This window comes from Micromonospora sp. WMMD714 (genome assembly GCF_029581315.1).
Lineage (GTDB): Bacteria > Actinomycetota > Actinomycetes > Mycobacteriales > Micromonosporaceae > Micromonospora > Micromonospora rifamycinica.
Map to the genome: position 1 here is coordinate 6,830,445 of NZ_CP120744.1, position 12,507 is coordinate 6,842,951.

The following is a 12,507-nucleotide window of genomic DNA, read 5'->3' on the forward strand; positions in this document are numbered from 1 at the left end:
CCACGTCACCACCGCACCGGGCCGGGTGTCGTGCACCACCGTGTCACCGTGTCACCGGGGAGTCGGGTGGCCGTGTCGCTTTGTCGTCACCGGAGTTGCCCGCGTCGCTGTCGGTGTCGGCCGGCTGCGGGGCGCGACCGGCGGGCGGCCGGAGCCGACAGTCCACAAGGGTCATAGGGTGATCCGGCCGGCGGGTGTGGACGACGGGACCGGTGATCAAGGATCTTGGGGCGCGACCCCTCGCGTCCCACCCCCGGCACCCGTGTCCGTCGGGGGCATCCGCACGACCGAACCAGGAGTCCCATCGTGATCAACAAGTTCCCCGGTAGCTGTGGCACGTGCCGACGGCGGGTGGAGGCCGGGGCCGGGCAGGCGCTCAGGGTCGGTGCCGGCTGGACCACGTACCACGACGGTTGTGTGCCGGTGGAGGTGGCGCCGCCGCCGGGCACCCACCGCGGGTGGCACGACCTGCCGATGGTGGGCTTCGACATCGAGACCACCGGGGACGAGCCGCTGGACGCCCGCATCGTCTCCGCCGCCCTGGTGCACTCCGATGGCACGACCAGGCGGTGGCTCGTCAATCCCGGGGTGCCGATCCCGCCCCGCACCACCGAGATCCACGGCATCACCGACGAGATGGTGCGCAGCACCGGAAGGCCGGCCGGCGAGGCGCTGGCCGAGTTGGGCGCGGCCATCGGGAAGGTGATCGCCGAGGGCACGCCGCTGGTCGCCTTCTGCGCCCACTTCGACGTCACGACGTTGCACGCCGAGCTGGCCCGGCACGCCCTGCCGTCGCTGGACTGGGACCGTGCCGTCGTCATCGACCCCTCGATCCTGCACCAGGAGGTCGAACCCCACCGGTACGGCAGCCGGCAGCTCGGCGACCTGTGCCGGTACTACCAGGTGGACGCCGGCTCCGCGCACGAGGCCGCGAGCGACGCCCGCGCCGCCGTCGCGCTGGCCGCGGCGATCGCGGCCCGGCACGAACGCATCGCCCGGATGCTCCCCGACGACCTCCACCGCGCGCAGGTCACCTGGTACGCCGGGCAGAAGCGGAACCTCCAGGAGTACTTCGACCGGCAGGGCCGCGACGAGCGGGTCAGCCTGGAGTGGCCGCTGGAGACCCGGCGTCGCCGATAGGCCACCCCTTCTCAGCCGCCAGTCCGCACCGGATCGAAACAGGTCAGGGCCAACGACCTTCGGCGAGTTGGCGAGAGACCCGGTGCACGAACCGGATCGCCCGGCAACCGGCCAGACCGCTCAGGACGTCGTCCACACTGAGCTTCGGCCGTCCACCTCTCCCGGTGGCCTCCGCCTGCTGCACGACGATGTCCGCGATTCGTTCCGGGTCGTCGTCCAGCAGCAGGCAGAGGAAGTCGTCCGGGTGCAGCGCCTCGATGGCGTACGGTGCCAGCGCGTGGTCCGGGAAATCGCGAAGGTTGGCGGTGACGATCACTTCCGCGTCGGCGACGACGGCGGCGGCGAGCACGTGGCGATCCTTGGGATCGTTGGTCATCTCGGCGATGAGAGGTTCATACCCCGAGACCATCGCTGTCGGGAAGTGTTCTCGCATGACCTCGACCCTGCGTTCGGCCTTGGCACCGAGCACAGACGGCGGCAGGTTCCGGCGAACCTCGTCGAGGATCGTCCGCGTCCAGAGCGGGCGGTACAGCTCCTGCTCGGCGCAGCGCAGCGGGGTGTCGGCGAGGACGCTGGGCACGAGGACGCAGGCGTCCAGCACGGCGACGGTCATCAGCGGACGGTCACTCGTCCGGTTGGTCGGCTGGCTGCTGGCGACCGCGCCGGATCGCCTCGTCGTAGACGCCCATGTCGATCGCGTCGGCCGTCAACTCGTCCAGGGCCTCACGGCGCGCTCTCGACCGGCGCTCCTTGTAGGCCAGCACATCGTGCAACGCGACCCGGCGGCTGGAGTTGGGGCGGGTGTAGGGCAGCACGCCATCGTTCATCAGCTTGACCACCGTCGGACGGGTCACGCCCAGGATCGCGGCGGCCTCCCCGGTCGACAGCTCGACGTTCTCCGCCATCACCCGCACCGGCCGCCCGCGACCGAGGATCGACACGACTTCGGCGAGGGCCTCCCCCACCACGGACGGCACGTCGACCGGTTCTCCGCCATCGACGATCAGTTGCAGCCGCCGCCCCCGCAGCGACCGCCGGGCGAAGCGCCGCAACTCGTCACCGTTGGGCGCCGATCCGCCTGCTGGTACCACCGTCACAAGACCCTCCGGCGTCATCGATCCCGTCACCACGATACTCGCCAAAGCGAAAAAAACGATAGGGTTGGCCGACGGGCTCGGTCGGCAGGTGGATGTGTTCGGCCAGGACCCCTGCGGCGAGCAACCGCAGCCGCGAGCCGGCGGTCACGCGCCGGCCTCGTCGGCGAAGGCCCGCCGGGCCGCGTCCACCGCACCGGCCGGCACGTCGAGCGCCCGCAGCACCCGGCCAGGTAGTCGACCACCCGGCCGTGCTGCGCCTCGGCGCGGACCACTCAGACATCGAAGTCGGCTTACTCACCGAGACCGGCTTGGTCGGCCCGTCCACCATCCTCGCAACGACGGTCCATCCGTTGCAGGTCGTTGACGGGCCGCTCCCCGAGTCATCGCACGATTTCGGCCTCGATCTGATCATCACTCCGGATGAGGTGATCGAGTGCCGGCGACGGCAGCGTCCGAGGGGCATCTACTGGGAAAGCCTCAGCTCAGAGAAGATCGACGCCATCCCGGTTCTCAAGGCATCGGCGGCGGCCGGGTAGGCCGCGTCGCCCGGTCGGTGCGGGGCTTCACCGGCTGTTCGCTGTCGGTGTACTCGGCGAAGATCTCGTCGAGGATCCTCCGTGAGTTCGCCGCCACTTCGCTGTCGTCAGGCGCGTTGGCATAGGTGACAAGCGTCTTCCAGAGCGCCCAGCCACGGCCGCGCGCCCACGTCGCGTCCTCGACGGGCAGCCGCTCCCGGAACACCCGTCGGCCGTCGGTGGTCAGGAGTGTCCAAGCGACAGCCAGGTCACAGGAAGGATCGCCGACGCCGCAGGTGCCGAAGTCGATGATCCCTGCCAGGTGCCCATCATCGAGGAGAATGTTCTCCTGCGCGAGGTCACCGTGGAACCAGCGCTCCACACCGTTGGGACCCGCGTCCAGAGCGCATTCCCAGATCTCGTCGGCCAGGCCGGTGTCGATACGACCGCCGAGCGCCCTGAGTCCTCGGCTGGCCTGCTCATGGTAGGTACGCAGCGTGCCACCCCGGTACCAGTTGTGCCTGCCGGGGCGAGGGCCGCCAGCGGCGTCGATGTCCTGCAGTGCCGCGACGAACTCGGCCAGGTCGAGTGCGAACCGGACCGGGTCGGCGATGCGGTCCCTCCGCGCGGTCTGACCGTCGAGCCATCGGCAGACCGACCACGGGTACGGATAGCCCTCGCCGGGTTCGCCTTTCGCCAATGGCGTGGAGATGGGCAACGGGAGTTGAGAGGCGAGCACCGGAAGCCAGATGTGTTCCTTGTCGACCGCCTCGGCGTACTCCAGTGCGCTCGGCAGGCGTACCGACATCCCCGGACCGAGGTGGAAGGTCCAGTTGTCCCAGCCGCCGTTGGCGACTCGTTCGACCGGGAGGCCGGCCCATTGTGGGAACTGGGCGGCGACGAGCCGGCGCACCTGGTCCGCGTCGACCACTATGCGTTCGGGTGGTGGACCAAGATCGGGAATGTCGTTCGATCTCCCGTCCGACATCGGTCGGTGACCTCAGTCGGCCTGGGCGGCGAGTTCGCGGGCGCGGTCGCGGGCGGCTTCCAGCGCCGCCAGCAGCGCCGCGCGTACCCCGTGCTTCTCCAGCTCGCGGACGGCGGAGATGGTGGTGCCGGCCGGGGAGGTGACGGCCTCGCGGAGCTTGACCGGGTGTTCGCCGGAGTCGCGCAGCATCATGGCCGAGCCGATCGCGGTCTGCACGATCAGCTCGTGCGCCACCTGCCGGGGCAGGCCGAGCAGGATGCCAGCGTCGATCATGGCCTCGACCAGCAGGTAGAAGTAGGCCGGGCCGGAGCCGGAGAGCGCGGTGACCGCGTCCTGCTGCGACTCGGGCACCCGCAGGGTCGCGCCGAGCGGGGCGAACATCTCCTCGGCCAGGGCCAGGTGTTCGCCGGTGGCGTGCGCGCCGGCCGAGATGGCGCTCATCGCCTGGTCGACCAGGGCCGGGGTGTTGGTCATCACCCGGACCACCGGCGTGCCCTCGGGCAGCCGACGGCTGAAGAAGCTGGTGGGCAGCCCGGCGCAGAGCGAGACGACCAGCTTGTCGGCCGGCACCTTGGGGCCGATCTCGTCCAGCAGGACGCCCGCGTCCTGGGGCTTCACCGCGATCGCCAGCACCGCCGCCTCGTCGACGGCGGTCAGGTTGTCGACCACCCGTACGCCGTACCGGGTGGCCAGCTCCTCGGCCCGGACGGGACGGCGGGCGGTGGCCAGTAGCCGCTGTGCCGGCCAGCCGGACCGCAGCAGCCCGGAGAGCATCAGCTCGCCGATCTTTCCCGCCCCGATCACCGCGACAGTGTGCCTCGCCGACCCCATTGTCACCCTTCCGTCCCGTTCGTCCGGTCCCGTGCCCCTTCCCCTCCGACAGGGCGGAGGGGAAGGGGTGGGGTGCGCTCAGCTGCCGAAGAAGACCTCGGCCTCGTCGTAGCGCTCGATCGGGACGGTCTTCAGCTCGCGGGTGGCCTCGGCCAGCGGCACCCGGACGATGTCGGTGCTCTGCATCGCGACCATCTTGCCCCAGTCACCCTCGTGGGCGGCGTCGATGGCCTGCAGGCCGAGCCGGGTGGCGAGCACCCGGTCGAACGCGGTCGGGGTGCCACCGCGCTGGATGTGCCCGAGCACGACGGTGCGGGCCTCCTTGCCGGTCTTCGCCTCCAGCTGCTCGGCGAGCCACTGGCCGATGCCGCCGAGCCGGACGTGCCCGAAGGCGTCCAGCTCCTGGTTGTGCAGGACCATCTGGCCGTCGAGCGGCTGGGCGCCCTCGGCGACCACGACGATCGGGGCGTACTGGTGCTGGAAGCGCTTCTCGACGTACCCGGCGACCTGGTCGACGTCGAACTTGCGCTCGGGCAGCAGGATCACGTTGGCGCCACCGGCGAGGCCGGCGTGCAGGGCGATCCAGCCGGCGTGCCGGCCCATCACCTCGACGACCAGGGTGCGGTGGTGGCTCTCCGCGGTGGTGTGCAGCCGGTCGATCGCCTCCATGGCGATGTTGACGGCGGTGTCGAAGCCGAAGGTGTAGTCGGTGGCGCCCAGGTCGTTGTCGATCGTCTTCGGCACACCGACCACGTTGACGCCCAGCTCGTGCAGCTTGGTGGCGACACCCAGGGTGTCCTCGCCGCCGATCGCGATCAGCGCGTCCACGCCCTGCGCGGCGAGGTTCTCCTTGATCCGCTCCACGCCGTTCTCGATCTTGAAAGGGTTGGTGCGGGACGAGCCGAGGATGGTACCGCCGCGCGGCAGGATGCCCCGCACCTCAGGGATGCCGAGCGGCTTGGACAGGCCCTCAAGCGGACCCTTCCAGCCGTCCCGGAAACCCACGAACTCGTGACCGTAAGTAGCGACGCCCTTACGGACGACCGCCCGGATGACCGCGTTGAGACCTGGGCAGTCGCCGCCGCCGGTGAGCACGCCGATACGCATGATCTGCTCATCCTCCTGGAACGTCAGGTGAAGCCCGGATAAGCCCCAGGATATGTGTCAGCTCAGACCATCGGCACCGTTGCCGGCCCGGGGCGGGCCGTCACTGCGCACTGTAGTCGGCTCAGGTGTACGCCGACACCGCGCCCCGACCGGTCCCGGCCCGGCCCCGGCTACCGGTCAGTAGCTGACCTCGTGGTTCTCCCCCACCGCCGGCGGCTTCCCGGTCACCGCAGCCTTGGCGAACCCGAGCAGGTTGACCACCGTGCCACCCGGCGAGTCCCAGTACTCGGCCGAGCTGGCGTGCACCTTGATCAGGGTCAGCCCGGGGGTGTCCAGCCCGTCCGGGAACCACGCCTTGAGCACCGGGTTCCACAGCTGCTCGGCCCGGGACCGGTCGTACGCCTCCTGGGCGGTGCCGGAGACCGAGACCCAGGCGTGGTGCCGCTGGTCGGAGAAGGCGACGTTGACCTCCGGGTTGACCCGGAGCTGACGCACCTTGGCCGAGTCGGCGTAGGCGAAGAACCACAGGTCGCCGTCGAACTCGGCCGCCTGGAGCGCCATCGGCCGGCTGAGCAGCCGGCCGTCCACCCCGATCGTGGTCAACATGCAGATCCGGGCGTCCCGGATCAGCTCGGTCACCCGCCGCCGGGCTTCGGTGATGGTGGTCGCGTCGTCGGCCATGGCGCACTCCCTCGGATCGGCTCGCCGAACCGGTGCCCCGGGCAACGCGGGTCAAACCTGCCGGCTGTCACCGGCTGTCATCGCCTGCCAGCGGGCCAGGTTGTGCCGGGCGTCGACCAGCGCGTCGTGCCGGTCGGCCGCCGCGTCCGGCAGCCGGGGACGGCCCCGGTCGTCCCAGAGCTGCCGCAGCTCCTTGGTGAACCGGGGGATCTCCCGGGGCAGCGCCGGCATCGCCCCCCAGAGCTGGGCCAGCACCACGTGGTCGTAGGCGGCGTACCAGGCCCACAGCTCCAGCTGCTCGCCCGGCCGGTCCCGGACCGGCTCCAGCAGGAACTCGTACAGGTCGTCGCGGATCCGGCTCCGGGAGCGCCAGGCACGGTCCGCCGGCGAGGGGAGCTTGTCCAGCACGTTGCGGCGGACCCAGGGCACGGCGCGGGAGTCGTCGAACTCGGTGGAGACCGCGTAGAACTCGCGGCCGTACTCGTCGACGACACCGATCGACACGAGGTCGACGCTCCGGCCGTCCTCGATGAATTCGCAGTCGTAGAAGTAGCGGTAGACCATCGTCGTCCATCCTCGCCCACCGCCGGAGGCCGTCCCCGGGCGGGGGTGGCCGTCCCGGCCCCGCCGGTGCGGTCGGGCCGCGCGGGACGCCCGTCACCGCCCGCCGCCGCAGCTCGGGAGTGTCACGGAACGGTCTACGGGGGTGTACAGCAAGCGACTGGACCGTCATGATCTGATGTGTACCGCTACCGGACGCCGAACCGGTGTCAGTTCACCTCGACAGGGCCGTCAGGGTTCACCCGGTGAGCGAAGTTGTGGTCCGTGACCGGGGGAGGGGTGGGGCCGTGGAGATGCGCCTGCCGGAGCCGGGGGACGCCCTCACCGGAGTGGAGATGTTCGCGGGGCTGGAGCCGGAGGTCCGCCAGCGGGTGATCGCCGCGGCCGTGCCGCGCACCTACCGCAAGGGCCAACTCCTCTTCGTCGAGAACGATCCCGGCGAGTCGCTGATCGTGTTGCGCCGCGGGGCGGTGGCGGTGTTCCGTACCGCGCCGACCGGGGAACGCGCCGTGCTGTCGGTCATCCGACCACCCGATGTGCTGGGTGAGGTCTCCCTGCTGGACGCCTCCACCCGCTCGGCCTCGGCCGAGGCGATCGAGGACTGCGCCGCGCTCGCGCTGTCCCGTCCGGCCTTCATGGAGCTGGTGCACTCCAACCCGCGCATCCTGGACGCGGTGATGCGGTCGCTGGGCGCGCTGATCCGGCGGCTCACCGAGCAGAACGCCGACCACGTCTTCCTCGACCTGCCCGGTCGGGTGGCCAAGACGCTGGTCCGGCTGGCCGGCGAGAGCCAGGCCCCGATGATCACCATCGAGCTCAACCAGAGCCAGCTCGCCGAGATGGCCGGCGGTTCCCGGCAGAGCGTCAACCAGGCGATCGGCTCCTTCGCCAGCCGCGGCTGGCTGCGTACCGAGGGTCGCCGGATCGTGGTGACCGACGTGGCCGCGCTGCGCCGACGGGCCGGGATGACCGACCGCTGACCAGGCCGCCCCCGGGTGGCCCGTCCCAGACGACACGAACGGCGTGGCCGGCGGACCCTTCGGTCCGCCGGCCACGCCGTTCGCTCACTTACCGATGTCGTCCGCGGGCGGGGCAGTCGGCCCCGGCCCGATGTTCTCCGGGGGTGTGGTCGGCCCGGGACCGATCTTCTGCGGCTTGGACGTCGAGCCCGTGGTCGTGCCGGCGTCCGAGGTGGTCTGGCTGTCGGAATTGTCCACCATGCCCTGCTCCTCCATCCTCGCCAGGGTCACCGCGTCGACGTCGACCGTCTCCCCCGGGGACCGGACGGTGCCGTCCGGATCGGTCCAGTAGGCGGACAAGCGCACGTGCACGGCACTCTCCTGACAGTGAGTTTTCCTCGTGAGGAACACTAGTGGCGGCCGGCCAGCCGCAGGGTCCGCCCACAGGTCGGGTACCCGACTGGCCGTCGCGGCGGGATAATGGGATCTCCTCACGTACGGAGTTCGTCATCGACCTCAGGTGTGGACACTGCTCCCGGGCGGCGGGACCGGACGACCGCTTCTGCGGCGGCTGCGGACAGGCGCTGACGCTCGGCTGCGCCTCGTGCGGGCACGCCAACACCCCCGAGGCCAACTTCTGCACCGACTGCGGGCAGCCGCTGCACGACCACGCGGTCACCGTGCGGGAGGACCGCCGCCAGGTCAGTGTGCTCTTCATCGACATCGTCGACTTCACCACGTACGCCGAGCGGGCCGACCCGGAGCAGGCACGCAGTCTCCAGCAGGCGTACTTCGCCACCGTCCGCAAACTCGTCCACCAGTACGGCGGGGTGGTGGAGAAGTACATCGGGGACGCGGTGATGGCCCTCTTCGGTGCCCCGGTCGCCACCGACAACGACGCGCTGCGCTGCGTACGGGCCGGTCTGGAGCTGCAACGCAGCCTGGCCCGGCAGGCCGCCGGACCACAGCCGCCGCTGGGTTTCCGGGTCGGCGTGGCCACCGGTGAGGCGCTGGTGGACCTCTCCGCCACCCGCGACGGCGGGCAGGCCTTCGTCACCGGCGACGTGGTGAACACCGCCTCCCGGTTGCAGGGGCTCGCCCCGACCGGCGGGGTGGTCGTCGACGAGAGCACCTGGGCGGCCACCCGGCACGAGCTGGAGTACGTCGACCAGCCCTCGGTCACCCTGAAGGGACGCACGGCCGTCAGCCGGCTCTGGCTGGCCGTCCGGGCCCGGCCGCGCACCGACCCGCAGGCCGCCGAGCTGACCCCGATGGTCGACCGGGAACACGAGCGCGGCCTGCTGGTCAGCGCCCTGCACCGCACGGTCAACGAGCGCACCTCCCAGCTGGTGACCGTCTTCGGTCCGGCCGGGGTGGGCAAGAGCCGGCTGCTGCGCGAGCTGTCCCGGCACGCCGCCAACCTGCCCGGCCACCGGGTCACCTGGCTGGTCGGGCAGTGCCCGCCGTTCGGCGAGAACGTCACCTACGCCGCGCTGGCCGACATCGTCAAGGCCTGGCTGGGGGCACCGGACACCGACGACCCGGAGCCGCTGCGCGACCGGCTGCGCCAGCGCCTCGACCAGCTCGGCGATCCGCCCGACCTGCGGTTGGCCGACGCGCTCGGACCGCTGCTGGGGGTCTCCGCGGGGCGGCTCAACCCGGCCGAGACCGGGGCCGCCTGGCGACGCTTCCTGCTCGCCCTCGCCGGGCAGGGTCCGACCGTGCTGGTCTTCGAGGACATGCACTGGGCCGACCAGGCGATGCTCACCTTCGTCGAGCAGCTCGGCGCGGCGGCTCGGGGCGTACCCCTGCTGGTGGTGGCGACCGCGCGGCCGGAGCTGCGGGAGCGGCAGCCGGCCTGGACCGGCATGATCAGCGGCGCGATGTCCATCTCGGTGCCGCCGATGCACGACGCGGACATCGACACCCTGTACTCCCTGCTGCTCGGCCAGGCCGCGTTGCCGGCGGCGGCCCGCCCGCCGCTGATCGAGTTCGCCGACGGCAATCCGTTGTACGCCCAGGAGTACGCCCGGATGCTGATGGACGGCGGGCTGCTGGACCCGACCGCCCGGTTCGACCCGGCCGGCACCGCCGACATGCCGCGCACCGTCCAGGCGGTCATCGCCAACCGGCTCGACCTGCTCGATCCGGCCGACCGGGCGGTACTCCAGGCCGCCGCCGTGGTCGGGGTGCAGTTCTGGCCGGCGCCGGTGGCGACCGCCCTGGGCCGGACGGTCGAGTGGGTCAAGCGGGCGCTGGACCGGTTGCAGCGCCGGGACATGGTCTTCGAGCTGCCCGCGTCCACGATGGCCGGTCAGCCGGAGTACCGGTTCCGGCACATCCTGGTCCGCGACGTGTGTTACCAGCGGCTGCCCCGGGCGGAACGGGTGCTGCGGCACCAGCACACCGCCGACTGGCTGGCCCAGCGCGCCGACGCCGGGCAGCAGGACCTGGCCGAGACGCTGGCCAACCACCGCTGGGCCGCCCACGAGATCGCCCGGACCGTCGGGCTGGACCCGACCCCGTACGCGATGGCGGCCCGGACCGCGCTGCACCGGGCCGCCCGCCGGGCCAACGCGCTGCACGCCCTGGACAACGCGGCGACGCTGGTCGACCGGGCGCTCGCGATCGGCGGGGAGCCCGACCCGGGGCTGGAGCTGTTCGCCGCGCAGCTCGCCCTGTTCCGCGACGGGGACGCGTTCCTCGTCGACGGCGGCACGCAGACCCTGACCGGGCTGGTCGACCGGCTGGCCGCCGCCGGGGACCGCTCCGGCGCGGCCCGCGCCTGGACCCTGCTCGCCACGGCCGCCTGGAGCCGGGCCGACCGGTCCGAGACGCTGCGCTGCCTGGACCGGGCCAACGAGATCTACGCCGGGCTGCCGGAGTCCGAGGACAAGGCGGAGGCGCTGCTGGAGCTGGCCCGGGTCCGGATGCTCAACTTCGAGACCGAGCCGGCCTGTGCGGCGGCCCGCTCGGCGGCCGGGCTGGCCGAGCGGATGGCGCTTCCCGAGGTCCGGGCCAACGCCCGGATCACCCTGGCGGTGGCCCGCTACCTGGCCGGCGAGCAGCAGGCGTACGCGGAGCTGACCGAGGTGGCCGAACACTGCCGGGCCGACCGGCTGGCCTGTCGGCGGCGGGCGGTGCAGAACCTCGCCTGGGCGGCCCAGGAGGAGGGCGACCTGGCCCGGTCGGCCCGGCTGGTCGACGAACAGCGTGCGCTGGACCTGGCCGGTGGGCACGGCGTGGCGACCAGCTTCGCCGACCAGTGGACGCGGGCGTACTACGCCGGCGACTGGGTGGCGGCCCTGGAGATGGCGACCGAGTCGACCCGCCGGCCGACCGCCGAGTGGGACCTGCACATCGTGGCGGTCTCCGGGTGGATGCGTGCGCTGAGCGCCGGGGTCGAGCCGGCGGGTGGGGTGGCCGGACCCGCACCGGCCGGCGGGGGTCCGACCGGCGCAGGCCCGGCCGGCGCAGGCCCGACCGGCGCAGGCCCGGCCGGCGCAGGCCCGGCCGGCGGCGGGGCGGCCGGCGGCGGGGCGGGCGGCAGCGGGGCGGGCGGCAGCGGGGCGGGCGGCAGCGGGGCGGGCGGCAGCGGGGCGGAGGGGGACGGGGACGGGGCGGATGGTCCGGACATGGTGGCCAAGGCCCTGGTCGCCGCGCGACGCAGTGGTTTCCACCGGGTGCTGCGCTCGACGCTGGCGCACGCCGCGCTCTGCCGGGCCGTCGAGGGTCGGTCCGACGAGGCGATGCGGCTGCTGGTGGAGCTGGCCGAGGACTGGCGGCGGACCCGGATGATCCCGTTCGCCGAGTGGGTGCCGGCGGTGGGCCACGTCGCCGCCGTGCTCGGCCCGGACGCCGCCCGGCTGGTCCACGACCTGCTCGACCGGTCCGCCCGGATGACCCCCTGGGCGGTGGCCGCCGGACAGGTCGCCGGGGCCACCCTGGCGACGGCCGACGGCGACGCGCACCGGGCCGCCCGGCTGTTGCGGACGGCGGCGGACAGTTACGCCCGGATGACCGACACCACCGACCACGTGCTGACCACCGCGCTGTCGGTGCCGGCGCTGGCCGTCGCCGATCCGGCCGCGGCGGCGGTCGCCCTCGACCGGGTACGCGACTTCGCCGACCGCTTCGGCATGCCCGGCCTGCTCCGGCTGGCCGCCCCGACGACGGCCGCCCGACGCTGACCTTCCCTCCCCCGCCGACGGTCGGGGTGTCCGCAGGTGAAGTATTCCTGATTCACGTCGAATGTCACTTCTTGCGGACCCCGCTCGGCAATGGATCGGACGGCACCGCCGAAGCTCCCCGCCACCGGGGGCCAGCGACCCGCCGAGCGGCCGCAGGGACGTCCGGGCCGGCGGAGCGGGCGAGCACGCCCCGGGCGGCGGACCGCCGATCAGGTACGCCACCAGCCGCTACGGCGGCCGTTCCCGCGTGCTCGCCGGGCCGACGGCCCCGCGTCGCGCCGCCCCGACCGGGCGCGCGGGACGGCGACCGTGCCGCCCCGGGGCGGCCCGACGGGGGCGTCCGCCGAGTCGCGGAGCGACGAACCACGAGCGGCACGCCACAACGCACTCCCGGAACCGGGTGCCGACGTGTCACGATTCAGGGCACGGCGTACGGGG

General features: G+C 72.6%; 12 protein-coding genes. 4 read left to right on the plus strand and 8 right to left on the minus strand.

The window, feature by feature from the left end:
* Positions 1–306: 306 nt before the first annotated feature.
* Entirely contained in the window at positions 307–1,140 is an 834-nt protein-coding gene (locus tag O7625_RS29010; protein ID WP_282343041.1) for an exonuclease domain-containing protein, read from the plus strand.
* 43 nt (positions 1,141–1,183) lie between these two features.
* Here O7625_RS29010 and O7625_RS29015 read toward each other — a convergent pair whose 3' ends face one another.
* Complete coding sequence (locus tag O7625_RS29015) at positions 1,184–1,753, minus strand: PIN domain-containing protein (protein WP_282343049.1); 570 nt, start codon at positions 1,751–1,753, stop codon at positions 1,184–1,186.
* A gap of 10 nt (positions 1,754–1,763) precedes the next feature.
* Complete coding sequence (locus O7625_RS29020) at positions 1,764–2,282, minus strand: helix-turn-helix domain-containing protein (protein WP_282343050.1); 519 nt, start codon at positions 2,280–2,282, stop codon at positions 1,764–1,766.
* 203 nt (positions 2,283–2,485) lie between these two features.
* On the opposite strand from O7625_RS29020, the gene O7625_RS29025 reads away from it, so the two are divergent.
* The gene (locus O7625_RS29025; protein WP_282343051.1) at positions 2,486–2,773 is read left to right on the plus strand and encodes a hypothetical protein; all 288 of its coding nucleotides are present in this window, start codon (positions 2,486–2,488) and stop codon (positions 2,771–2,773) included.
* Here O7625_RS29025 and O7625_RS29030 read toward each other — a convergent pair.
* From O7625_RS29030 to O7625_RS29050, 5 genes are all read right to left on the minus strand, one after another.
* A complete protein-coding gene (locus O7625_RS29030; protein WP_282343052.1) occupies positions 2,748–3,740 on the minus strand; it encodes an aminoglycoside phosphotransferase family protein in 993 nt (330 codons plus the stop codon). The genes O7625_RS29025 and O7625_RS29030 overlap by 26 nt on opposite strands.
* Before the next feature lie 12 nt (positions 3,741–3,752).
* Positions 3,753–4,571, minus strand: coding sequence for a pyrroline-5-carboxylate reductase (proC, locus tag O7625_RS29035; protein WP_145921025.1), 819 nt, complete (start codon positions 4,569–4,571; stop codon positions 3,753–3,755).
* A gap of 78 nt (positions 4,572–4,649) precedes the next feature.
* Positions 4,650–5,678 (minus strand): 6-phosphofructokinase, encoded by a 1,029-nt coding sequence (locus tag O7625_RS29040; protein WP_088644698.1) that lies wholly within the window; start codon positions 5,676–5,678, stop codon positions 4,650–4,652.
* Between the two features lie 177 nt (positions 5,679–5,855).
* Positions 5,856–6,359 carry a pyridoxamine 5'-phosphate oxidase family protein gene (locus O7625_RS29045; protein ID WP_282343057.1) on the minus strand — a complete coding sequence of 168 codons (504 nt, stop codon included), beginning with the start codon at positions 6,357–6,359 and terminating at the stop codon, positions 5,856–5,858.
* 51 nt (positions 6,360–6,410) lie between these two features.
* Positions 6,411–6,923, minus strand: coding sequence for a polyadenylate-specific 3'-exoribonuclease AS (locus O7625_RS29050; RefSeq protein WP_282343058.1), 513 nt, complete (start codon positions 6,921–6,923; stop codon positions 6,411–6,413).
* A 284-nt stretch (positions 6,924–7,207) separates the two neighbouring features.
* Here O7625_RS29050 and O7625_RS29055 point away from each other — a divergent pair, with 284 nt between their 5' ends.
* Entirely contained in the window at positions 7,208–7,900 is a 693-nt protein-coding gene (locus O7625_RS29055; RefSeq protein WP_282347130.1) for a Crp/Fnr family transcriptional regulator, read from the plus strand.
* An 84-nt stretch (positions 7,901–7,984) separates the two neighbouring features.
* Here O7625_RS29055 and O7625_RS29060 read toward each other — a convergent pair whose 3' ends face one another.
* Complete coding sequence (locus O7625_RS29060; RefSeq protein ID WP_282343060.1) at positions 7,985–8,251, minus strand: hypothetical protein; 267 nt, start codon at positions 8,249–8,251, stop codon at positions 7,985–7,987.
* Positions 8,252–8,292: 41 nt separating this feature from the next.
* On the opposite strand from O7625_RS29060, the gene O7625_RS29065 reads away from it, so the two are divergent.
* Positions 8,293–12,069, plus strand: a complete 3,777-nt coding sequence (locus tag O7625_RS29065) for an adenylate/guanylate cyclase domain-containing protein (protein ID WP_282343062.1) — start codon at positions 8,293–8,295, stop codon at positions 12,067–12,069.
* Positions 12,070–12,507 lie beyond the last annotated feature (438 nt).